The following is a 23,378-nucleotide window of genomic DNA, read 5'->3' on the forward strand; positions in this document are numbered from 1 at the left end:
TAAAGGGGTTTCATATTTCCCTTCTCAGGATGGAGACAGAGATCATAGGATAATCGAGAGGCTGACGTTGACGCCCGTATGTTCGGGCACATAGCGGCAAATACCTCCCGAGCAGACTTCGCCGGCACGGTAGCGGCCGAACGATACGGCGGCACGCAGGAATTTGTGGGCATAGCTGACGCCGGCATCGAAGTAGTGGATGTTGTCGCCGTAGCTCTGGTAGTTGCACATGTCGCTTACGTAAACCATCCAGCGCGGGGCCAGACCCAGTTCGAGGAGGCCCATCATCCAGCGCTGGTCGTCGAGCGAATCGCTCCAGGCATGCTGTACCTCGGCACGCAGCGACGTTTTCGGGGTGATCTGCCACAGCACGTCGCCGACGATGATTTCGGTGTTCATGCGCATGTCGCCGAAGCCGAAACGGCTGAATTCATTCTGTCGCTGGTAGGCGAAGACGAGGATCGTTTTCCAGTCGGGGCCCCACTTCTTTTCGAGTTCAAGACTGGTTTCGGCAAAGGCCAGGTCTCCGCCCATGCCCATGAACTTGTAGTGGCTTCCGGACCGCTCCATGTCCTTGTACATCGAGGCATTGATGGCGAAGCGCAGCGGTCGGCGCGGATGGCCGCCCACGGGAATTTCGCCGAAGAGGTCGATCTGGCCGCCGGTTTCGCCGCCGTAGCCCAACACCTTGTGGGGGAACAGCGAGCAGAGGGCATACTTGTGCTGCTTGGTCAGCGCCGGGATGTAGTTCAGGTCGACGCTCTGGGTCGAGGCGTCTTCCTGATGCCAAGGCATGTTTTCGATCGAGCGCCAGACGGCCGACATCCCGAAGCCCGGCAGGTCGAACCCGGCGTTGAGCAGCAGGGCCTGGCCCGTCCCCCGATCGGTCGTATAGCGGGGATCGATGCGGAGGCTTTCGCCCTTGTGGACATATTCGCCGCCGACGGAGAAGGCGCCCTTCGAGAAGTCGAGCCGTCCGCTGAAGCCATTGACAATGGCGGGGTAGTCGGGCCGGTTCTTCGAGACATCGTCGCGCAGCACCCATGAGCCGCCCAGTAGCAGCAGGGCCTCGCTCTGCGGGTCGATCAGTTCGAGAAGCGACAGCTCGGCATCGGCACCGTAGACCCATGAATCGGCGAAACTCATGAACCGTCGCGGCTTGCCGACAACGAATTTGGTCGAGAGCCAGCTGGTCGGACGCCAGTGCAGATTACCGCCCAGCAGCGAGGTGTTGATCCCCATTTCGCGCTCTTCGTAGGCCCGCAGCAACAGTCCGCTGCCGAATTGCTCGACATAGGTACCGAGCGTCACCTCCCATTGCGAGTTGGACCAGGCGGCAAATCCGCCCCGCAGGCCGTTGCCTTCGAGCAGCGGATCGTAACCGATCATCGGTTTCTCGAAAATATCGTATTGGAGGCCGAAGCGAAATCCCTTGATGGTATACCCCAGATTGACGTACGTGTTGGTTCCGCAGGTCTGATCCAGCTCATTGATGCCCAGTGCGGCATCCTTCATATAGATACCCCACGAGGATTCGATGCTGCCGCTCAGCTTTCCCCAGTCTCGTTTGGGCTTCTCCGCTGTTATCTGTTGTGCGGCAACCGGGAGGGTCGCACACAACAGCAACAGAGAGGCCGTGATGTTTCTTGCTTGCATGTTCTCCCGGGCCGGCTAATAACCTTTGATCTCTCCGACCTTGGCAAACTGTACGTTCACGCACAGTCCGTCGGCGTCATCCGTGACGAAGGCGATCACTTCGCAGTTGGCCGTGTTGGCCAGTGCCAGATTCTGGACGTCGAACGTCGTCGTGTAGCAGACCGGATTGTTTGTCCTGAAACTCTTCGACTCGCCCTCAATCGACGGGGCATAGGCACGCATCATGCGATACATCTCGGTCCTACCCATCGTCTGCTGTTCGGCCATGATGCCATTCTCGGCCAGAGCCACGACGAGTTTGCCCGAGAAGTCCTTTTTCGAACCCACGGTGACCTTGACCGTAATGGTCGAACCTTCGAGCGTGCTTTCCAGCGCGATGGCTACATCCTTCGGTCCGTTGATGGCCATGGCTCGCAGTTCATCGGCCGTGAGCGTGTCGTGGTTGGCCGCTTTTTTGTTGCGGTTGATGAAGACTTTCGGGGCGACCGACTTGTTCAGCCCGAAGTATTCGCAGAAGTTGTCGGCAAACTGACGCGTCGTCAGGCTGTAATAGGTCGAGTAGATGCTGCTGTTGGAGTTGTGGATGCTCAGGGGAACGACCAGCGGCTGTGCATCCTTGCGCAGTTCGTCGATCAGCTTGATGACGGTGGGACAGTACTGGCAATTGGTCTTGGTGACGTCCTCGAGCAGTACGCGGTTGGTGAACGTGTAGCTCGACGAGGCCGTTACGGCGATGCTGTTGTCGACGTCAAGCCCGTTGAACTTTGCGGTGATCTGGACCGGAGCCAGCGAACCCTTTGTCGAGCTGTAACGGTTGCTCTGGAGCTGTTCGCCGTTGGCGAAGAAGGTGCCCTGGGCCGTGACATCGTAGCCTTCACGGGTCTTGAGCGTGAGCACGGTGAAATCACCGCCATCGGCGTAGATAGCGGTTTTCGAAGCCTGGAGCGTGATGCCATTGACATCTTCGCCCGATACGGCCGTGATGGTTATCGTGTTGGAGGTGACCCCGTCATAAACGGCTTTGAGCGTATAGCTTCCCGGGGTGGTAGTGGTGAATTCGGAGGTGGCAAGCGATTGATCGTTAGCGAAGAGTTCCGCTTTTGCCGTGACGTCCTCCGTGCCGTTATAATGAACTGTAAGAACGATTTTGTCCTCGCCGTCAGCCAGAAGGGATTGTTTGCTGACGGTCAATGCCAGAGTAGAGGTTAGAGGATCCTGTTCCTTTCCGTTACCGGACGAACATCCCCCCCCCACAAGGTCATTCCAGCCATGATGCTGAACAATAGAGAGTTAAAGAGCCTTTTCATGTTAATTTGGGCGATTTTGATTGATTTGTTTTGTGGATTTTCTGTTATTGGATTGGTAGATAAAGAAACGTTTGCGAATAATCCGAGCCGAGGAATCGAATAATCCGGGTTTATGGGAGGGCCCTCTATAGTTTCCGATATTGTCACGGAAATCCCTGAAGGCTTGTCTGAATTCCACTTTCGTTCTGTAGAAGCCGGTATTGATGACCTCCTTGCGCGGGAATCTCCAATGTCTTTCAATCAAATTGAAATTTGGGAGTGGGGTAGCAGGAATGTCTGCCTGATTTTCGTCCCGTCCACCCATTCCTTGAGTTTTTGTTGTGATAATAATGGGCATAGTCGGAACTGCCGGCTGAATTTCGTTGGAGTTTACGCAAAACTTCCATTTTTGATGTTAACCATTGAATCCCCATGCTGAAGTGATCCAAACTTATTTCATTTTTCATTCTCTTAAAAATCGTATCAAAATGTTATAGCACAGCGTACAAATAGAATTATTCCTTATATTATGGGCGACCAAACTCATATAGAGATATGTTGTGTGTGGTAAAGATACGAAAAAAATAGGACATTACCTCATCTTTCCAAGGAAAAATGTGGTTGCGCCGGTTTTGGCTGACAAAAACACAAACTTGCCTCGGTTAAACCTTTATTCCTCCCTTGGGCCGTAATTGCGGTTTTCGGGATTCGGTCTTTGCCTCTTCCGAATCATCCCGAAGCCGTTTGCGGGCGATCCAAAAGTCGTTGAGATCCTTGTAATCGCAATAGAGTTGCGCGTGATCGACCATCCGGCTGCGAGGACACCGACGGGTCAGTTCGGCGAGGGTGCGACGTCCCGTCTCGTTCAAGGGCACCCGAACGGTAATGGGTCGATCCCCTTGGTTTTTCGGGGAATGTACTCGATGGCTCCGTCGATCATGTTTCGGCGGGTCATCTTGTAGAGGTCGCTTTCCGGTACAACTCGAAACGATGCAGGCAGCATACCAACACCCAAACCATTGTTCCCCTTTTGTTCCCACACGGGCTTATTCGCCAGCTCTTGAAATGGGATTGAATACGCTTGAACATTATCCTCCTTGCAATATATCGAAATAGATGGAAAGCGATAAGTGTTTGTCGGGGAATTATTTTTAATATTGAAAAGCAGCATTTTCTGCGATTTGAAAACCAATAATAGTACAAAACTAACTTTTGCGACAGATTTTAGGTCAAACAATGCAGATAATCGTAAAATAGTCCTATTTTTATGCAGGATTAGGGTTGTTATGGACGGGTTTCCTGCCACGAATAGGTAAGCGATAAATGGAAATATATAAACAAGAAAGGAGAACTTATACAATGAAAACGATAATCTTATTCGCAATGCTGGCAAGTCTTGTTTGCATGAGTTGCACCCACAAGCGGCAGCAAGCTCAACAGGAAGCAACACCAGATAAAGAGTTGTTTGTCATGGAGAGTAGCGATACGGTAGCAGGCATCCAAGATGCATCGGTAAATAAATCTTCCATCACTTACGACACTCCGGAATGTTATCTTTGGTATGTTATGGATTTGCCGGATGAATATCAGGATAAACCGATTTCCATGTGGACGGAGCGTCCTATTTATGGGGAAAATCTACATCTTATCAATGTGTTCGTATCAAATCCGACATCGACCTCGCTGATGTATGGAAGAGGTTGGGCTGTAGAACGATGGAATGGGAAGGAATGGGTTATGGCTAAGACAAAAGGTGACATCGCTTGGTTTGATGATGGTTTTAACAAACAGAAAGCACCTTTATTGTATTGCTTTAGTTTGCCTATTGACAGGTATTATCATCTTTCCAAAGGAAAATATCGCATAAGCAAATCGTTTTATGCGAAAAGGGAAGAGATAAAATTGAATGCAGAATTTGAAATCAAGTGATTTATGAAACGAGGTTATCAAGTATTTACGTAATTAGAACAGTTGCTAACTTGATGTATTATCTTTGCAATCCTTGCTGCATATTCTCAATTTCCAATCATACTTGCCCTCTGCCGCATCGCCAACCTCTTTGAGTGTAAGGCGATGTTTTATTTCATCAAACGGCTACCGGCTCTCCGCATAGTCACAGACCCATGCGCCGACCATATCCTGCCCCGAGGCTGCTGTTTGCGTATAGGCATCATCGCGGGCGGAGTTGACCGTGTAGAGCAGATTTCGAGCCGTTGATTCATCCGGAGTCTGCTGCTTGCAGAGCGCCTCGGCCTCGATGAGATACATCTCGGCGGCACGCATGAAACACATCTGCGAAACACCCGGGAGAGCGGATTTCCGTTTTCCGGAACAGCCCGGAAGAAAAATGCCGGCCGATGGTGAATCGGCCGGCATTTTTTTGCGATTGGCATCCTCCCGCTTGAAACGGATCGGGTTATATTTCGGAGAAGAGGTTGAACTGGTGCAGCAGCGTGAAGGCGAAGAATCCGCCGATGATTGCGCAGAGAAGTCCCAGCAATCCGTTGAGGACGCGCGGGGAGGGTTTTGCGGGCCGGTTTTCGAGGCTTTGGATGTATTCGCGGAAGAAGAGATAGAGCGCCGGGACGACGCTGCAGGCCATCAGATAGTCCTCCGGGATGCCGAAGAAGTAGACCTTCGAGAGGCCGATCAGCGCCCAGTGGCAGAGGAACATGGCCAGGACGATGTTGATGCGCTCGGAGAAGGCCAGCATCACGCCGATGGTGAAGACCGCCACCGAGCAGGGCATCACCGGCGAGGTGATCTCTGGGAAGGTGCGTCCCAGGGCCAGCGAGCAGAGCGGATAGAGGAACGGCATGACGAAGAGCATCCGGGCAAAGCGGGCATGGTGGCCGGTTCGGGCCAGCGAGGCGTGTTTGACGATGAGGTCGTAGAGCCAGATGCACCCCATGATGGCCCAGAACAACGCCTGGGGACTGTGATATTGTCGCGGCTCGCAGTAGACGAGGAAATAGACCCCGGCGATCCAGAAGTTGAGCAGCGCCATGTAGAGCTTCATGGCGATCCGCACGCCGTGCGACGGACGTCGAACGAGCAGCGTCGTGAGCAGCACTCCGATGCCGGTCAGCACCAGTTGTGCGGGCCATGTCGCGGCGTTATAGGCGGCTATCGTACTCCAGAAGGTCTCCATCGGTTCGTGCTATTGCGGATTGTTTATCGGGGTTTCGGATTCGCCGGTTGTCCGGGCGTTGACGATCCCCGTTGTTTTCGCCCGCTCTTCCTCGTTGTCCGCAGGATCCTCCTGGGGTTCGGGATCGTTGCCGTTCGGCTCCGCGGCGCTCCGCCCGGCCCGGCGCCGGCGCGTGAGCGAGAAGGCCTTCCGCTTGAAGACGAAGATCGGCAGCGTGGCTCCGGCGGCCAGCAGGGCGATGACGCTCAGCGAGACCGTGGCGTTCAGAAAGAAAAGCTGCATGTATTGCATGCTCTGTCCCGGGTCGTTGAGCGACTGCAGGAACATGATCAGCGAAAAGACGGTTTTGTAGGCGTAGATGCCCGGGACCATGGGCAGCAGCGCCGGGATGTAGAGGACCGTCATCGGGCAGCGGACGCCGCGTCCGAGCCAGAGGCTTCCGAATCCGATGACCATCGCGGCACAGAGCGAGGCCGAGGCGATGTCGATATCGGCATAGTTCATCAGACAGTAGCGCAGGGCGTGGCCCACGGCGGCCAGCAGGGCAATGCGCGGGAAGGCGCGCATCGGCGGATCGGAGATGGCGCCGAATCCGATGGCGGCCACGGCTGCGAAGAGCCCGTCGAGCAGGATGTCCACGGCGATCATAGCAGGCTGTCTTTAACCATGAGGAGCGTCGCTGCCAGACCGATGGCGATGCAGATGATGAGCAACAGGGCGTTGATCAGGCGGCTGCATCCGATGAGGATGTGCCCTTCGACGATGTCGATCACGCCGTTGATCAGGGGGACGCCGGGAACGAGGAACAGCACGCTTGTGGCGAGGGCCGTTTCGGCCGTGCAGTCGAATCGCAGGGCTGACGAAGCGCAGAGCGAGGCCATGAATGCCGCGACGATGAAGATCAGGAAGTGGTTGACGCCGTGGGCCTGCATGCGCTGTTTGGCGGCATAGCCGACCAGCGTCGAGGTGAAGACGATGGCCATGGCCGTCCAGTCGCCGCCGAACAGGCGGCAGAACGAGGCGTTGGCCAGCCCCACGGTCAGCAGCACGAAGATCGGGTCGATCAACGGTTTGGCGGTCAGTTCGTCGTAGCGGCGGCGGATCTCGTCCAGTGGCAGCCGTTCGTCGAGGGCGTCCCAGCTCAGGGCGCTCAGGTCGGAGTTGCGTTCGAAGCTGATCGGCAGCGAGGGAATGCGCACCACGCGGGTGATGGCCTCGCCCGACTCGTCGTCGCGCACCGTGAGGATCGTGCTGCGTTGGAAGCTCGACAACTGGACGTCGACCCCCAACGAACGGCCGATGCGCTGTGAGTTGCGGATGGCGCGGGAGGTGTGGACTCCCGACCCGAGCAGATAGGTCGCATATTCGGCGATAAAGTCGAGGATTTCGGTCAGTTCGTGCCTGGTTTTCATGATAATCGCAAAAATAATCTTTTTCAGATAATTCTGTTCGTTTGTTGCGAAAAAAAATGCCGCCTCTTCCCGTTGGCAGGGGGAGGGCGGCGGTCGGAGCGTTCTTCGGGAGCCGGAAGGGGTCGTATGGCAGACGACACGCGGGGTTACTCATCTAATCTCGTAAGGTTTCTCCGGCTCCCGGGAACGTCAGGCGGTGTGTCGTCGGAATCGCGCGGTGATGTCGGTCATCCGTCCGCAGCGATCGACGCGGTAGAGACGCTGGTTGGTGGTGGGTGCGGTCAGCGGGCCGCGGGCCTCGATCCAGGGTCCGAGCTTCACGTAGTCGAACGCCTCGGGGATGAATCCCTCGGGCAGCTGCGGCCGCCCCGAGTACCAGCCCACGCGCAGCGCGGGCCACGTGCAGCACACCCACGCGGCCAGCCGGGCCACCTCGAGCGGTGCGGCATCGCCGCCCATGAAGCAGAGGCAGGTGACCGAGTGTCCGTAGCGGTCGAGCAGCGCCGCGAGCTCCCGCTCGTCGAGCTGTCGCCCCGCATCGCGCTGCAGGTGGGGGCTGTGGCATCCCGGGCAGCGGTTCGGGCAGCCGGTGAGGTTGACGGCCAGCGTCGTCTCGTCGGGGATCTCCGCGAAGACGATGTCGAAGTTATGATAGCGGAGCATCGGTCTGCGGTTTGTGGGCGTAGAAGCGGCGCGAGGCCTCCTGCTGGCGGGCCGCCGAGAAGTTCGAGACGCGTTTCATGTAGCCGATCACGCGCGTGAGGTAGTCCAGATCGGTCGAGTGGCACTCGGGGCACGCGTGCAGGTAGCGCTTGTCGATGTGTCCGCAGTGGTTGCAGACCGTGTTCGGGATGTTGAACGTGAAGTAGTTGCACCCCTCGCGTGCCGCCACGCGCAACAGCTGCCGGTACTGCTCCTGCGAGAGGTGGTCCTCCAGATTGAGGTGCAGGGCCGAACCGCCGGTCAGGTGGTCGATGTAGCGGTGACCGTGGAGGCGGAACTTGTCGACGATGTTCAGCGACGGATCCTCCACGACGTAGAAGTACGAGTTGTAGCAGTCGCGCGGCACGGCGTATCCGTCCTCGCGATCCCACTTGGCGTGCTTCACGCCGACGTTCTCGGCCGGGATCATCTCGCAGTTGAACATCAGCTCCTTCGTGCGGTACTTGCGGTTGCAGCGCTCGATGAGCCCCAGCACCTCCTCGACGAACGAGGCGTAGCGGTCGTTGTCCGAGATCTCCAGCCCGAGGAACTCGGCCGCCTCGACCAGTCCGTTGACGCCGACGGTCAGATACTGCCGCGAGAGGTTGATGTAGCCGGCGTCGAACAGCGGCAGCATCCCCTTTGCCTGCAGCGTCTTGAGGTTTTCGTTGTAGGCCGTCTGGACCTTGTGCACCAGGTCGACCACCTCTTCGAGGAACTTCAGGTAGTGCATGCCGTTGCGCGCGGCGTACTGGATGCAGCGGTTGAGGTTGACGGTCAGCACGCTCTTCGAGCCGGTCGAGACGCCCCCGGCGCCGAGCGTGTAGCTGAAGCCGTTGTCCTGGATTTCGTTGCGCAGGCGGCAGCACGACGAGAGCGAATCGGCGTTGTCGCTCAGGTAGGTGAAGAACGAGTGTCCCTCGGCATACATCTGCGCCGTGAAGTCGCCCCATTCGCGGTCCATCACGTCTCCCTCCTTCGAGAGCAGGGCCATCGTCTCGACCGGGAAGGTCAGCACGGCCTTCGTACGCTCGCGGTTGAACCACCGCATGAAGCGCTTCTGCAGCCACGAGAGCGACTCCCAGTGGGGTGCCGATCCGTCCGGGAAGCGGAATTCGCCGAACAGCGACTCGAAGTAGCAGCGGTCGTAGTAGGCGATGTTCCAGAAGACGGCCTGGAAGTTGCGCGCCCCGGTGGGCTGGTTGATCGAGTAGACGATCTGCTCGAAGCAGTCGGTGATGACCTTGTCCAGCGTGCGGTGCTTGCGCGAGAGGTCGACCACCTCGTCGGCCCGCGTGTAGTAGTCCTCGCCGTACTCCTGCTCGATGAAGTAGTTCATGTACATGAGGAACTCGGGGGTGGCGCAGGCCCCCGACAGCATCGACGAGACGATGAAGACCATGTTGACGAATCCGCCGCAGAACGACTTGAGGTTGGTCGGGCGCGTCGAGTTGCCGCCGATGGAGATCGTGCCGCCGAGCAGCCACGGATACATCGTGATCGAGGCGCAGTAGTTGGCCATCGACGTCTCGTCGTTCTTGTAGATGAAGTGGTTGTTCAGCAGGTGGAGGTACTTGTCGGCCAGCTCCCGGCCGTACATTTCACGGATGCGGTCGGTGAGCAGGCGGCGGTTCAGGCGGATGAAGTTCTGCTTGGGCAGCTCGCCGATCAGCGTGGCGATGTTTTTGTTCTCGACGTTGGCGTTGGCGTCGAATTTCGACCCCGTGGCGGGGTTCGAGGCGGCGCAGTAGTCGGTCAGGAAGCGGAGCTTTTCGCGCTCCTCGCGGTCTTCGGTGTGGCGCTGGCGGTAGAGCATGTAGCTCTTGGCCACGGCGAAGTAGCGCTCGGCCATCAGGGCCACCTCGACCTGGTTCTGAATCTCCTCGACGGACATACCGTCGGCGACGTGCACGCGGCTCAATACCGACGTGAGGTCGTCGTCCGTAGCATACCCGCCCACCGAGAGAAAGGCCTTGCTGACGGCCCGTTTGATCTTCTCGACGGAGAACGCCTCGCGTTTCCCGTCGCGCTTGACAATGCAGAGTTCCGAAATGCCCATACTGGTTCCGTAGTTAAAAGGTTGTGCCATCGCTTCCGGCCGACGGTCGACGCCCCGGGCACGTTGCGGACCAAACGGCCCGAAAACGATGCGCGGCAGCCGCCTTGTCGGCATCCGGAGTCGTATGTATTATATAAAGTGTAAAAAAATGTTGCGGCGTCGTCCCACGTCCCGAGGACTACGGCCTGTCCGGCAAGGCAGGTCTTCTGACTCGCTCCCGCCGCACGCCTTCCCGTTCCTGCCGGAACAGTGGCAAAGAGTGTACAGCCTTTTGCGGAGCTTACAGCTACGGGCATAGTCCCTGATTTGCACAGGAGTTCCCTTTTGATCCCGGGCCGGCAGCCGCCGGCTGGGAACCTTGCTCGGGAACAAAGATAGGAATTGTTGCGGGGTTTGCAAACGCCGGAGGCTTTTTTTAATGAACAATGTATCAACATCGACGCAATCCCGAGAAAAATTCCTACCTTTGCCGCGGTATGAAAGCATCGCTCAAAACGGGATATGCCGCGTGGGGACCCGACACGCTGGTCCTCTTCTGGCTCGGCGTCTGGTGGGTGTGCAACCTCCTGCAGGCGGGGTTCTCCCAGCTGGCCAACGACGAGGCCTACTACCACATGTTCGCCGAACACCTGGCGTGGGGCTATTTCGACCACCCGCCCATGACGGCACTGCTGGTCTGGCTGGGCGAACACCTCGCCGGTGGTGAACTGGGCGTGCGCCTCTTCTTCACGCTGCTGCAGCCGCTCTATCTTTGGGTGCTGTGGCGGCTGATCCGCCCGGCGGATGCCTCGCGCCGTGACGCCGCATTGTACTGCATGGTCGCCGCCTCGACGCTCATGCTGCAGCTCTACGGCTTTATTGCCGTGCCCGACGGTCCGCTGCTCTTCACGACGGCGCTCTTCCTCGGGGCCTTCCGCCGCTTCACCGAGGAGCGGCGCGGCGCCTGGCTGTGGCTGGGGGTGACGATGGCGCTGATGGCCTACAGCAAGTACCACGGGGCGCTGGTCGTCCTCTTCGCCCTGGCGGTGACGCCCCGCCGGCTCTTCCTCCGTCCGGGACTCTATCTGGCCGGTGCCGTGGCCCTGCTGCTGCTCGTGCCGCATCTGCTGTGGCAATATCACCACGACTGGGCTTCGTTCGCCTACCACCTCTCGGGCCGCAATGCCGTCTTCCGCGTGAGCTACGTGACGGATTTCCTCGTCAACATGCTCGTGGTCTTCAACCCCTTCTTCGTGCCGCTCTGGGTCCAGGCCTGGCGCAAGACCCGCTGTCGGACGCCCTTCGAACGTCTGCTGCGGCTGCTGCCCGTGGGTTTCATCGGCTTCTTCCTGCTCTCGTCGCTGCGCGGATACGTCCAGCCGCAGTGGGTCATCGTCTCGACGTTCGGGCTCCTGTGGCTGCTGTTCGACTATGCGCGTCGCCACCCGCGCACGCGTCGCTACGTCATGCGGGCCGGCGGCGTCACGCTGGTGCTGGTCGTCGTCGTGCGGCTGGTGATGATCTTCAACCCGACCGATCTGCGCTTCGAGGTCTTCCACAACCCCGAAAGCTACGGCGCCATTGCCCGCGAGGCGCACGGCCGTCCCGTGATCTTCTGCGACGGCTACGCCATTGCGGCCAAGTATGGCTTCTACACCGGCGGCGAGGCCTATTGTCAGCCCAATATCCGCTACCGGACCCATCAGTGGCAGTTTCGTGACGACGATACGCGCTTTGCGGGACGCGAAGTGTTGGTCGAGTGTCCACGGCAGGCCGACACGCTCCCCGGTGTGCAGACCATCCAGTTGGCCAACGGCCGCACCTTCTCGTGGTTCGTCGACCGCTCGTTCCATCCCGTGCGGCGGGTCGACATCGCTTTCAGCGGACTCCCCGAACGGGTTGCTCCGGGCGAGGTGCTCGACCTCGAACTGCGCATCATGAACCCCTATCGTTATGAGATTCGCGTCGGCGAGGGTCCGATCGGACTCCATATTCTCTGGAAGCACGGCCGCTTCCGGGTCGAGGAGTTCCCGACCGGGGCGCGCTTCACGCTCGGCGCCGGAGCGACGCTGACGCTCCCCGTGCGCTTCACGGTCCCGGAACAGTTGGCCGGCGAGCAGTTCGACGTGGGCTTCGCCCTCTGCCGGACGGGCTATACGAATTGGTTTAACGGCAAACCCGTTTCGACGCGCGTCGACGGGTTGAACAAACGACTATGATCGAACAGTTTCTGAAATTCTGTGTAGTCGGCGGCTCCGGCGTATTCGTCGATTTCGGAATCACCTACGTCTGCAAGGAGTGGCTGCGGCTGAACAAGTATGTGGCCAATTCGGCGGGTTTTCTCTGCGCCGCCACCACGAACTACATTCTCAACCGGGTCTGGACCTTCCACAACGAGAATCCCGACATTGCGGGGCAGTATCTGCGTTTTCTGGGTATTTCGCTCGTCGGTCTGGCGATTAACAACGCCACGATCTATCTGTTGCACGGGCGTTTCAAGCTGAACTTCTATCTGGCCAAGCTCTTCGCCATCGGTGTGGTGACCTTCTGGAACTTCTTCATGAACTACTTCTTCACCTTCTGACGGCTGGGCCATCTGGCCGTCGGCCTGGCACCCGGTCCGATTCCGACCGCCCCCCCTGTACCAAAAAAAGCCCCGGAACATCTCCGAGGCTTTTTCAGGTTTATCGTACGTCGGGGAATTCGGAACCTCTATCGGAGGCCGACCAGACGGCACTCCTCCGAGAGCGACTCGGGGGTGCGGATGAAGGCCGTCCAGCAGATCCGGAGCCAAAGGTAGAGCAGCAGCCAGAGATTCAGCTGCCAGCCGTAGAAGAACTCCATGACCGGTAGCGGGCAGATCACGTCGACGGGCATGACCACCACGACGACGAACGTGGCCCAGTAGACGATGCGGTCGAGCAGGTTCAGGGCGCCGCCGCGCTTCATGCTCCAGTACCAGAACTGATAGGCGATCAGCGTGATGACGTAGGTGTGGCCCTCGCTCGAGTTGCTGAAGAGGATGACGTAACCCATCAGTACGGCCAGCGCCGCCAGCCGGAAGAAGGGCTGCCTCCACTTGCGGTAGTTGGCCACCAGCCCGACGGCCAGGGCGGCCAGCACGCCGATCTGCACGGCCATCTGGTAGCGCAGCAGTCCGAAGGGACGCAGGTAGAAGAGATTCATCCACGTGCGGGTGCTCTTGTGTTCGGTCAGGGCGGCGACCCACTTGCCGTAGTAGGCGGGGAGCTCCCCGAAAGGCATGTTGACGGCCGGGGCGACCAACAGCACGACCCCGATGCCGAGGGCATAGCCGACGTTGCGCCAGAAGTGGGGGTAACAGAGCAGCAGTCCGAACTGGAAGATGCCGTAGACCTTCGTGAAACCGGAGATCATCATCAGCAGGACGGCCCAGAACCCCTTGTCGCGTTCGAGCAGCGAGTAGGCAAAGAGGAACATGTATCCCACGGCGACGTTGTATTGGAACGAGAGCTGCGTGCAGGCCAGAATCAGGAAGGTATAGAGAAACGACTTGCACTTTTCGTCGCGCGTGAAGCGGCCCGGGAGGGTGAAGATCGCCACGAACCACATCGTGAAGTTGAAGAGGTTCCAGACGAAAGGGCCCAACCAGGCGGGCAGGTAGGCGAACGGTGCGAAGAGGATGTTGAACAGCGGGCCGTAGAGGTAGTAGTCCAGCTGGGGCATGGCCTGCGACCAGCTTTCGCCGTAGGGGGCGATGTGCTGCCAGAAGAGCTTCGTCGATTCGGCGAAGATCATGAAGTTCCTGTGGCGTCCGCGGGCCACCTCCGAGAAGGTGAGCGCCAGGACGATCAGCATGCCGAGCAGGTAGAGGTTCCGCGGGTTGAGGAAGAAGCTCCGGATGCGCTGCCAGAGGGAGCGTTCGACTCCCGGTTCGACGTTGAGCGTAGTTTGGGCCATGCGCTGCGGGGATTACTGTCGTTTGCGGATGCGGCGGAACGGGAGTCCCAGCACCCCGAAGAAGGCTTCGCGGAAGATGCCGCCCGACATCTTCGAGACCCCTTCGCAACGCTCGACGAAGATGATCGACACCTCGTGGAGCTTCAGACCGAGCCGCCAGGCCGTGTATTTCATTTCGATCTGGAAGCCGTAACCCTTCATGCGGATGGCGTCCAGATCGATGGTCTCCAGTGCGCGGCGCGAGTAGCAGACGAATCCGGCCGTGGCGTCGCGCAGCGGCAGACGGGTGACCGTACGCACGTAGACCGAGGCGAAGTAGGACATCAGCAGCCGCGACATGGGCCAGTTGACGACGTTGACCCCCTTGACGTAACGCGAGCCGACGACCACGTCGTAGTCGCCCTCGACGGCGGCGCGGTAGAGGCGGACCAGATCGTCGGGGTTGTGCGAGAAGTCGCAGTCCATCTCGCAGATGTAGTCGAAGCCGTTCTCGAGACCCCAGCGGAATCCGGTGAGGTAGGCGGTTCCGAGGCCCTGTTTGCCCGAGCGCTGGAGCAGATGGAGCGTTCCGGGAAACTCCTGCTGGCGCTGGCGGACGATGTCGGCCGTGCCGTCGGGCGAACCGTCGTCGATGACGAGCATTTCGAAGGGTTCGGGCAGCGAGAAGACCTTGGAGATCATCTTCGAGATGTTCTCCTTTTCGTTGTAGGTCGGGATGATGACGAGTTTTCGCATGAGTGTCTGCGTGAATGGTTTGGTAAGACAAATATACGATTATTTTCCGAATTCCGTTTTTTGTCGCCGTTATTTTGCGATTCGTCGCAGCGAGCGCACGAAGCGTCGGTCGTCGTCCGAGACGCGCAGCGACTCGACGATCTTCTGCAGCGACTTGTTGAAGGTCCACGCATCGAGCGGACAGGCATCCGCCAGCCAGCGGCGCATGCGTTCGGGGAAGCGGACATAGCAGACCGAAACGGCCCACGCCACCCCCATGCGGGCGTAGTAGCCCTCGTGGTGGAACGCCTCGAAGCGGCGCAACAGCGCCTCGAGGTGCTCCGCGTCGATGAAGTTGGTCGTGGCCATCACCACGGCGAAGCGCTCATCGTACTCGCGCGGAGAGTCGAAGTAGGGCTGGATGAAGCGCCACATGGGCTCCCGCTCCGCGGGGCGCAGCTTCCAGCAGAAGCAGTCGCACAGCGCCCAGTTGTCGATCTTCGGGACGAAGCGGGCCACCAGTTCGAGCTTTTCGTCGACCGGACAGCGGACCGCACCGATGACCATCCCCTGCAGCATGCGCTCTTCGTGGTAGGGGCAGTTGTCGTCGCGAAGCACGTCGCGCCACGTATCGCTGCGGGCGATTTCGCGGGCCAGGGCCCGCAGGCGGGGGATGCGGATGCCGATCGAAGGGCCGATGCCGGGGATCAGCGAGGCGTTGAAGTCGCGGTAGGCCGGGTCGGCCATCGCAAGGAGCTGTTCGCGGATTTTCATGGATTGCGGAATTTTGGGGTCAGACCGATGAAGAACGAGGCGTTCAGACGCGGCATCGGGCGCCCCAACACCGACTGGTACTCCTCGTTGAAGAGGTTGTAGATGCACCCCTTGAGCGAGAGCGTCAGACGGCGGAACTCAAGGCTCTTCTCCAGTGCCAGGTCGTTCATCACGTAGGCCGGCACGCGTCCCAGCGCGCCGAGGGCGTTGTTCGACATGGTGAAGCGCTCGCTGTACCACTGCCACTTGTAGCTCAGCACCCAACGGCGCCACGCCACCCGTGCCGTGAGGGCCCCCGACCAGACCGGAATGTAGACCAGCTGGCGGCCCACCGATTCGTCGGCCTCGGAGAACTTGTCTCCGCGGTTGATCGAGCGGGTCCAGGCCAGGTTGCCGTCCGCCGAGAAGCGCCACCCCGAGGCGGTCGAGGTCGAGGCCGTGATCTTGCCCTCGGCGCCGTAGCTGTGGACGCGGCGGATGTTGATCGGCGTATAGACCCCCTGCTTGGCCGTGGCGATCCAGAGGATCCAGTCGTCGATGCGCGAGTCGAAGAGCGTGGCCGAGAGGCGGAGCGAGCTGCGCCGGCTGCGGAGCGTCGACTCCACGCCGGCATCCCACGTCCAGCCGCGTTCGGGGTCGAGATCCGGATTGCCGCCCGGCTGGAAGTAGAGGTCGTTGAGCGTCGGGTAGCGGTAGTTGCGGGCCGCCGAGGCCTTCAGCACGACATGGCCGCGTTGGGAGGCTTGCCAGTCGACGAACAGCGCCGGGATGAGCGGCGTCGAGCGGTCGCCGTAGAGCTCCCATCGCAGGTCGACGGCCACCCCCAGTCGCGGTACCGGACGCCACTTGGCCGAGGCGAAGGCCGAGAGCTCGAACCGCTCCTGACGGTAGAGCGTGTCGGCCTGTCGGCCCGTCGTGGCGTCGATCACCGAGCGGTCGCCGCTGTGAACGCGGTGCTGGTGGCCCGAGAGGTTGGCCGCGAAGAGCCACCGCTCGTTCGGCGCGTATTCGGCCTCGGCCCGGATGAAGAGGGTGTGGATCCGGCTCCGGGCGTCGGTCACTGGGATGAAGTTGCCCGCCCCGTCGGGGTCCGACTCCATGCGGTAGCGCAGATCGTCGTAGGTGTAGCCGGCGCGGGCCCCGACCTTCACCCCGCCGAAGAGGCGGTCCCACGAGACGACGGCCCGCAGCGTGCGTTCGGCCTGCGAGTTGCGCTTTTCGCGCGAGGTGTTGCGGTCCGACGACAAGAGGGCCAGCCCGCGGTCGGTATCGAGATACCAGGCCGCCAGCGAGAAGCGGTCGCCGCGATCCGACGTGTAGTAGAGCTCCTGCAGCAGGTGCAGGTCGCGGAAGGCGCCGTTGCGGTTGCGTACGAGCGGGTAGTAGCTTCCGACGATCTGCCCGTCGGCATCGGTCGTGAACTGTTTCGAGTCGTAGTTGCGGTAGCGGAAGTCGTTCTCCGAGGTGCTGGCCAGCAGTCGCGTCGAGGAGCTCCAGCGCCGGCCGCGGTAGCTCAGCTGCAGAAATTCGTCGAACGTGGTGAACGACCCGATGCCTTGGATGTAGCGCAGCGAGAGCCCCTCCCGGTCGGGTTGGCGGGTGGCCAGCGTGATGGCGCCGCCCAGACCGCCGCCGGTGATCCCCACCGAGCTGGCCCCGTGGTAGATCGCCGCGCGGTCGACAAAGTAGGAGGGGATGAGCGAGAAGTCCACCTGTCCGAGCATCGGCGAGTTGACCTTCATGCCGTTCCAGGTGACCTGCGTGTGGGAGGGGGCCGTGCCGCGGAATGAGGCCGTGGAGAGCGTCGCGCGGCCGTAGGACTTGATGAAGAGGGTCGAGCCGGCGCTCAGGGCGTCGGCCAGCGACGAGGAGATGTTCTCGCGCAGGATGGCGCTGTCGAGGACGGTGCGCTGCACGCCGATCTCCTTCATCGGGCGGCGCCCGGCGATCTCGACCTGCTCGATGGCCACGGTGCGGGCCGTGGAGTCGCGCTGCGCCAGGACGTTCCCCGTGCAGAGCAGTGCGGCGAGTATGACGGCAACGCTCCTCACCGCCTCGCTATTCGGTTCGGGTGACGGTGCGGTAGCAGCCCACGCCGCATACCTCGGTCGAGATTTCGCCCACGCCGTTGCCGGCCGTGCAGTTCACGCCGGTCTGGATGCGGATGAAGTCGATCTGCCGCAGGTCGACCGGATTCCCCTCCCCGTCGACGGCATTGGCGATGCGGAAGCGGTTCTTCGACCCGGCACCGTCGATCGTCGACGAATTGTCGGCGTATCCCCAGGCGAAGGACTGCATGTCGTAGATGCCGGTTTGCTTGTCGGGGACGACGTTGTCCGGAAGGCGGGTTCCCGTGTAGGTCAGCTCACCGACCCAGGCCGGAATGTAGCTCTGCGTATGGATCGTGCGTTCGACCGTTCCGCTGCCGCCGCGGTTGTCCGTCCAGGCGACCGAACCGTCCTCCTGCGCGATGTAGGTGACCTCGTAGCCGCGCGTGACCCGGGCCTCCTCGCTTCCCTTGAGCTCGTACCAGGTCTCGCCCGCGGGCGAACCGTCGCCGTTCGTGTCCTGCGCCACCGAGACGATGCCCGGCTCCGACGAACCGTTGAAGGAGTTGCCCGTGACGTAGAGGTCGTACTCCGCACCGCCCGAATTGGGCACCGGCTCGTCGAATCCCAGGATGATGTATCCACCCCAGCCTCCGAGCGAGACAAATCCGTAGGTGACGGTTTCGGTGCCGGAGTCGGGCTCACCGCCCCGAGTCAGACGGGCCGAGGCGTAGGCGGCGGCCGCTTCGGGGGTGGTGATCGGCTCCTGCGGGAAGCCGGCCAGCGTGCTGTTGATGAACTGTCCCGGAGCCGGGGTGTATTCGAGGACCTTCGAGGTGGGGAACTCCTCGCGGACCGTGGTGATCGTCTCGCTCGAGTTGCAGGCCGTGGTCGCGATCAGGAGCCACACGCCGTGTTTCAGGGATATCTTTTTCATGATCGGATGTTTGTCTGGTGGTTCAGAGTCGTTTGAAACAGAAGTTGCCGGGGATGACCCCCACGCGGAGCGTATCGACGGGCTGCCCTTCCGCCGTGAAGCGGTAGACGACACCGTTCTGCACGTAGTCGATGGCGTCGGCGACGTAGACCTCGCCCGTGTCGGGATCGATCCCCAGCCCGTAGTAAAGCGTCCCGGCGTAGGGGAGGAAGGGCTCCGCCGGAAGACTTTCATCCTGCGTGGACATGCGCCATACGTCGCGGGCGATGAAGTAGAGGCGGTCGTTGGCCGCGTCGAGCGTCAGCCGCGACGGCGGACGGTCGGCCGGCAGTTCGAAGCGACGCTCGACCTCGAGCGTCGCGGCGTCGATCCGCCACAGGGCCGGGGCTTCGCCTGACCGTCCGTCGGTGGCGGTCCAGAGCTTGCCGTGACGGTCCAGCACGAGCGAATTGGGCTGCCAGCCCACGGTCAGCGAGTCGACGAGCCGTTCGGTGCGGGTGTCGATGGCCAGGATCTTGTTGTCGTACGACCAGCAGTTGACCAGCACGCGGTCGCCCGAGAGGACCATCTGTTCGGTCGAGCGGTGGCCGTTCATGTCGATGCGCGAGCGGATGCGGTTGGTGCGCGGGTCGACGACCGTGATCCGCGGATCGTAGAGGTCCGAGATGTAGGCCGTCTGCTCGTCGACGAAGAGGATCTGTCGCGGCGAGACCACCTCCTCGATGAGTCCCGTGATGCGGAACGTGTCGGGGTCGATGACGTAGATCACCCCCGAATTGTTGACCACGACATAGCCCTTTCCGTCGTGAAGAGTCATCGACTGAGCCACGTCGCCGAGTTTCATGCCGTTGGCGCGCAGGAAGACGGTGTTATCGAGTCGTCGCGACTCGGGGTCGTAGTACGACAGCGAGGCGTTGTCCCACATGAAGTTGCCCTCGCAGGTGATGAAGAGACCGCGGCCGCGGAGGTCGAACGCCTCTTCGGCCTGGGGCCCGTACTCCATGCAGGCGCCCGTGGAGAGGGCTCCCGTCAGGAGCAGAAGGCTCCGCAACAGCATATGTCGCAGTGCGTGTTTCATCCGTCCGGTTTGGTTTTTGAAAGCCCGGGCCCGGGCCCGGGCCCGGGCGGAGGGCGGCGTTCGGCGGAAGGGGTGAAGATTCGCGTCGAACCCCATTCACCGCGGGGTTTTCGGACCGGAATGCCGCGGCAGGTCTTCTGACTCGTTACCGGTCGGGCGCCTTCCCGCCCCGTGGGGCAGTGGCCGAGAGTGCCGGACCGTACACGTAACTTACAGCAGCGGGAACTGTTGCCGATTTGCACGGCATTCCCATTTAATCCCGGACGGTCGACTCCCGTCCCGGAACCGCAGCGCGACAAAAGTACGCTTTTTTCCGCGGAACACCATGCTGTTTTCGACAAAAAGGTTATCTTTGTGAAAAATAACCGGATGAAGTTGCTTGTTGTCGATCGTGTGAAGGGGTTTTCCGCCGAGTTGGAGGAGGCGTTTTGCCGGTTGCTTCCGCAACTCTCCCCGCGGCTTGCGGCGCCCCTCGAAGAGCGGGTACGGCAGATGCTGGCCCATCCCACAACGGCACTCTTTGTGGCTCGGGAGGCCGAGGCGCCGGAGGCCGCGATGACGGCCGGGCCGACGACGCCGACCTGTGCGGATGATTCCGTTGCGCGCGGCCGGATCGTGGGCATGCTGACGCTGGTGTGGTATGACGCGCCGTCGGGGCGCAAGGCCTGGATCGAGGATGTGGTGGTCGACGCTGCGGCCCGCGGCTGCGGAGCCGGACACGCGCTGGTCGGGGCGGCGCAAGGCCTGGCCCGCAAGATCGGGGCGGAGCGGTTGATGCTTACCTCCAATCCCCGCCGTACGGCGGCACGGGCCCTCTACCGGAAATGTGGATTCAACGAGGCGGAGACTACGGTTTTCGTCTCCAACATGGATAAGGGATGAAAAAGTTTGCAAAGATTCTGACCACGATTGTGGTGGTCATTCTGGCGATCGCACTCATCGTGCCGTTCGCTCTGCGGGGCAAGATTGCCGACATTGTGAAGAAGGAAGCCAACGGGATGCTTACGGCCACGCTCGATTTCGAGAAACTCGACATCAGCCTGCTGCGCCACTTCCCCAACGCTTCGGTCGAGCTGAAGGGGCTGACGCTCGTCGGCGCCGAGGAGCCGTTCGTCGGCGACACGATCGTGGCCGCCCGGCGCATCTCGGTGGTGGTGAATCTCCTGTCGCTCTTCGGCGATGGCGGGTATGAGGTGACGAAGGTCATCCTGGCCGATCCGGCGCTGCACGCCCACAAGATGGCCGACGGCGCCGTCAACTGGGATGTGATGAAACCCTCCGAAGAGGAGCCGGCCGCCGAAGAGAAACCCTCCGAAGAGGGCGGCTCGTCGTTCCGCCTTTCGGTGCGCGACTTCCGCATCTCGGGAGCCGTGATCCGCTACGAGGATGATTCGACGCGGATGAGCTTCTCGACCGATCCGCTGTCGTTGCGCCTGCGCGGCGACATGTCGGCCGAACGCACGCAGCTCGATCTGCGTCTGAAGACCGAACGGACGAATTTCGTTTCGGGCGGTATTCCGTTGCTGAGCAATGCCGAGGCGGAGCTGGTGGCCGACATCGACGCCGATCTGAAGAACATGCACTTCACCTTCTCGAAGAATACCTTCCGGCTGAACGCCATCCAGGTGGGGCTTGACGGCTGGGTCGAGATGAAGGACAACGCCGTGGCCATGGACCTCAAGGCCGGTTGCGACGGCGTGCAGTTCAAGGATGTGCTGTCGCTCATCCCGGCTTTCTATACGCGGGAGTTCAAGAATCTGACGGCCGGCGGCGAGTTGGATCTTTCGCTTTGGGCCCGCGGCCAGATGCGCGACTCGCAGCTGCCGGCCTTCGAGTTGAAGACCTCGGTGCGCAACGGCAGCTTCCAGTATGCGTCGCTGCCGAAGGCCGTTACGGACATCAACCTCGAGGCGCGCATCGCCAATCCGGGCGGCGTGATGGACCGCACGGAGATCGACCTCTCGAAATTCGGCCTGCAGATGGCCGGCAACTCACTTGCGGCCACCTTCTATGCCACCAATCTGGCCAGCGACCCGACGTTCCGGGCCACGGCCGACGGCAAGATTGATCTGGGAGCCGTCAAGGAGGTCTATCCGCTGGAGAAGGGGATTGAACTCGAGGGTGTCATTACGGCCGACGTACAGCTCTCGGGCCGCATGTCCGACATCGAGAGGAACCGTTACGAGTCGCTGGGCGCCAAGGGAACGTTCGTGCTCGAGCAATTGGGGCTGACGCTCGAAAACCTGCCGCCGGTTCAGATCCGTCGGGCCGCGGCGACGATCACCCCGGCGGCGATGACCCTCGGCGAATTCGGCCTGACGGTCGGACGCAGCGATCTGTCGGCCAACGGCCAGCTGAGCGGTTATCTGGGTTATCTGCTGCGCAGCGAGGAGCTTTCGGGACGTCTCTACGTGAAGTCCGAACTGTTGGATCTGAACGAGATCATGGCGGCGCTTCCGGGCAGCGAGTCGGACGATGCCGCCGCCGAGGAGGAGCTGGCGGAGGAGGCGGCCGAGGCTGCCGATACGACGGCTTCCGCTCTGGAGATTCCGCGCAACCTGCGTCTGTCGCTCAATACCGATCTGAAGAAGGTCCTCTTCGAGAAGATGACCATCGAAAACATCACGGGCGAGATGGGCATGGCCGACGGTACGTTGTCGCTCGACGGCCTGCGGCTGGGCATCTTCGGAGGCAAGGCCTCGGCCTCGGGAAGCTACTCGACGGCCTCCGATCCGAAGCGTCCGGCCCTGAAACTCAAGGCCGACTTTGCGAATGCCTCGTTTCAGCGTACGTTCGAGGAGCTGGAGATGGTCAAGCAGTTAGTGCCGATCTTCGAGAAGACGGGCGGCAACTATTCGCTGTCGCTCGATCTGGCCACGGCTCTTGATGCGGCTATGTCGCCCGACCTCGCTACGCTCAACGCCTCGGGCGAGATCCGCTCGGAGAATATCAATATCCAGAACATCAAGGCTTTCGAGGCGATGGCCGATGCGCTGGGCAACGACAAACTGCGCAAGATCGAGGCCAAGGATGTGAAGATCCGCTTCGAGATCCGCGACGGCCGGGTGAACACTTCGCCCTTCGATCTGAAGATCGGCGACGTAAACGTCAACCTTTCGGGTTCGACGGGGCTCGACCAGACGATCGACTACCAGGCCAAGGTGGCCATTCCGGGCGGCGGTGTGCTGCAGAACGTGGCCGTGAATATCGGGGGAACGTTCACCTCGCCGAAGATCACGCTCGGGGTGAAGGAGGCGGTTCAGGAGGCCGTAACCAACGTGGTCAACGAGCAGATCCAGAAGCTGACGGGCAGCGAATCGCTCTCGGAGGAGATTGCCAAGCAGGCTGAGAATCTGCGTCAGGAGGCCCGCAACGCGGGACAAAAGCTGATCGAGGTGGCCCAGCAGCAGAGCGACAAACTGGTCGAGGAGGCCTCGAAGAAGGGGGCGCTGGCCAAACTGGCGGCCAAGAAGGCCGGCGACAAGCTGGTCGAGGAGGCTGAGAAGCAGGCCGAGAAACTCACGGCCGAGGCCGAGAAGCAGATCGAGAAACTCACGGCCGGCAAACAATAGAGCGCCCGGTCGAAAGTCCGATACGACAAGGGGTGCTGACACAATGGTCAGCACCCCTTTTTTGTCGGATG

The 23,378-nt window shown here is 60.7% G+C and carries 18 protein-coding genes, 2 pseudogenes and 2 riboswitches; of the genes and pseudogenes, 5 read left to right on the forward strand and 15 right to left on the reverse strand.

Annotation, left to right across the window (positions count from 1 at the left end; all coding sequences use genetic code 11):
* Positions 1-42 precede the first annotated feature (42 nt).
* The 3 genes and pseudogenes from B5E60_RS02990 to B5E60_RS14405 form a co-directional block, all read right to left on the reverse strand.
* Positions 43-1,656 carry a DUF6029 family protein gene (locus B5E60_RS02990; protein WP_143260640.1) on the reverse strand — a complete coding sequence of 538 codons (1,614 nt, stop codon included), beginning with the start codon at positions 1,654-1,656 and terminating at the stop codon, positions 43-45.
* Between the two features lie 15 nt (positions 1,657-1,671).
* Positions 1,672-2,847: an Omp28-related outer membrane protein gene (locus B5E60_RS02995; protein ID WP_162611589.1), complete on the reverse strand. Its 1,176-nt coding sequence runs from the start codon at positions 2,845-2,847 to the stop codon at positions 1,672-1,674.
* A gap of 934 nt (positions 2,848-3,781) precedes the next feature.
* Positions 3,782-3,909, reverse strand: a pseudogene (locus tag B5E60_RS14405) (recombinase); the annotation flags it as partial.
* Positions 3,910-4,301: 392 nt separating this feature from the next.
* Between B5E60_RS14405 and B5E60_RS03010 the strand changes: the two are divergent.
* Entirely contained in the window at positions 4,302-4,871 is a 570-nt protein-coding gene (locus B5E60_RS03010) for an immunoglobulin-like domain-containing protein (RefSeq protein ID WP_143260642.1), read from the forward strand.
* 165 nt (positions 4,872-5,036) lie between these two features.
* Here B5E60_RS03010 and B5E60_RS13910 read toward each other — a convergent pair whose 3' ends face one another.
* The 6 genes and pseudogenes from B5E60_RS13910 to nrdD form a co-directional block, all read right to left on the reverse strand.
* The gene (locus B5E60_RS13910; RefSeq protein WP_204246438.1) at positions 5,037-5,210 is read right to left on the reverse strand and encodes a hypothetical protein; all 174 of its coding nucleotides are present in this window, start codon (positions 5,208-5,210) and stop codon (positions 5,037-5,039) included.
* Between the two features lie 148 nt (positions 5,211-5,358).
* Positions 5,359-6,093 carry a DUF6064 family protein gene (locus B5E60_RS03020; RefSeq protein ID WP_087309412.1) on the reverse strand — a complete coding sequence of 245 codons (735 nt, stop codon included), beginning with the start codon at positions 6,091-6,093 and terminating at the stop codon, positions 5,359-5,361.
* Positions 6,094-6,261: 168 nt separating this feature from the next.
* Positions 6,262-6,741 (reverse strand): annotated as a pseudogene (locus tag B5E60_RS03025) (threonine/serine exporter family protein); the annotation flags it as partial.
* The gene (locus B5E60_RS03030) at positions 6,738-7,505 is read right to left on the reverse strand and encodes a threonine/serine ThrE exporter family protein (RefSeq protein ID WP_087309414.1); all 768 of its coding nucleotides are present in this window, start codon (positions 7,503-7,505) and stop codon (positions 6,738-6,740) included. The pseudogene B5E60_RS03025 and the gene B5E60_RS03030, both read right to left, overlap by 4 nt.
* Positions 7,506-7,694: 189 nt before the next feature.
* On the reverse strand, positions 7,695-8,168 hold the full coding sequence (nrdG, locus tag B5E60_RS03035; RefSeq protein WP_087309415.1) for an anaerobic ribonucleoside-triphosphate reductase activating protein: 474 nt from the start codon (positions 8,166-8,168) through the stop codon (positions 7,695-7,697).
* The gene (gene nrdD, locus B5E60_RS03040; protein ID WP_087309416.1) at positions 8,152-10,266 is read right to left on the reverse strand and encodes an anaerobic ribonucleoside-triphosphate reductase; all 2,115 of its coding nucleotides are present in this window, start codon (positions 10,264-10,266) and stop codon (positions 8,152-8,154) included. The genes nrdG and nrdD overlap by 17 nt, the downstream gene beginning before the upstream one ends.
* A gap of 179 nt (positions 10,267-10,445) precedes the next feature.
* A riboswitch (cobalamin riboswitch) is annotated at positions 10,446-10,642 on the reverse strand.
* Positions 10,643-10,742: 100 nt separating this feature from the next.
* Between nrdD and B5E60_RS03045 the strand changes: the two genes are divergently transcribed.
* Both B5E60_RS03045 and B5E60_RS03050 read left to right on the forward strand, forming a co-directional pair.
* On the forward strand, positions 10,743-12,464 hold the full coding sequence (locus B5E60_RS03045) for an ArnT family glycosyltransferase (protein WP_087309417.1): 1,722 nt from the start codon (positions 10,743-10,745) through the stop codon (positions 12,462-12,464).
* On the forward strand, positions 12,461-12,829 hold the full coding sequence (locus B5E60_RS03050; protein ID WP_087309418.1) for a GtrA family protein: 369 nt from the start codon (positions 12,461-12,463) through the stop codon (positions 12,827-12,829). The genes B5E60_RS03045 and B5E60_RS03050 overlap by 4 nt, the downstream gene beginning before the upstream one ends.
* 128 nt (positions 12,830-12,957) lie before the next feature.
* On the opposite strand, the gene B5E60_RS03055 is transcribed toward B5E60_RS03050, so the two are convergent.
* The 6 genes from B5E60_RS03055 to B5E60_RS03080 all read right to left on the reverse strand — a co-directional run bounded on the left by B5E60_RS03055 (position 12,958) and on the right by B5E60_RS03080 (position 19,735).
* Positions 12,958-14,184 (reverse strand): glycosyltransferase family 87 protein, encoded by a 1,227-nt coding sequence (locus tag B5E60_RS03055; RefSeq protein ID WP_087309419.1) that lies wholly within the window; start codon positions 14,182-14,184, stop codon positions 12,958-12,960.
* 12 nt (positions 14,185-14,196) lie between these two features.
* A complete protein-coding gene (locus B5E60_RS03060; protein WP_087309420.1) occupies positions 14,197-14,919 on the reverse strand; it encodes a polyprenol monophosphomannose synthase in 723 nt (240 codons plus the stop codon).
* Positions 14,920-14,988: 69 nt separating this feature from the next.
* Positions 14,989-15,672, reverse strand: coding sequence for a DNA alkylation repair protein (locus B5E60_RS03065; RefSeq protein WP_087309421.1), 684 nt, complete (start codon positions 15,670-15,672; stop codon positions 14,989-14,991).
* A complete protein-coding gene (locus tag B5E60_RS03070) occupies positions 15,669-17,723 on the reverse strand; it encodes a TonB-dependent receptor plug domain-containing protein (protein WP_239403192.1) in 2,055 nt (684 codons plus the stop codon). Before B5E60_RS03070 ends, B5E60_RS03065 begins: the two co-directional genes overlap by 4 nt.
* 7 nt (positions 17,724-17,730) lie before the next feature.
* Complete coding sequence (locus tag B5E60_RS03075) at positions 17,731-18,657, reverse strand: hypothetical protein (RefSeq protein ID WP_087309422.1); 927 nt, start codon at positions 18,655-18,657, stop codon at positions 17,731-17,733.
* 22 nt (positions 18,658-18,679) lie between these two features.
* Positions 18,680-19,735: a YncE family protein gene (locus B5E60_RS03080; RefSeq protein ID WP_087309513.1), complete on the reverse strand. Its 1,056-nt coding sequence runs from the start codon at positions 19,733-19,735 to the stop codon at positions 18,680-18,682.
* A gap of 110 nt (positions 19,736-19,845) precedes the next feature.
* A riboswitch (cobalamin riboswitch) is annotated at positions 19,846-20,040 on the reverse strand.
* A 64-nt stretch (positions 20,041-20,104) separates the two neighbouring features.
* Here B5E60_RS03080 and B5E60_RS03085 point away from each other — a divergent pair.
* Positions 20,105-20,617, forward strand: a complete 513-nt coding sequence (locus tag B5E60_RS03085) for a GNAT family N-acetyltransferase (protein WP_087309514.1) — start codon at positions 20,105-20,107, stop codon at positions 20,615-20,617.
* Positions 20,614-23,307, forward strand: a complete 2,694-nt coding sequence (locus B5E60_RS03090) for an AsmA-like C-terminal region-containing protein (RefSeq protein ID WP_087309423.1) — start codon at positions 20,614-20,616, stop codon at positions 23,305-23,307. Before B5E60_RS03085 ends, B5E60_RS03090 begins: the two co-directional genes overlap by 4 nt.
* Positions 23,308-23,378 lie beyond the last annotated feature (71 nt).

The sequence above is a fragment of the Alistipes sp. An116 genome, from assembly GCF_002161005.1.
Taxonomy (GTDB): Bacteria; Bacteroidota; Bacteroidia; order Bacteroidales; family Rikenellaceae; genus Alistipes; species Alistipes megaguti.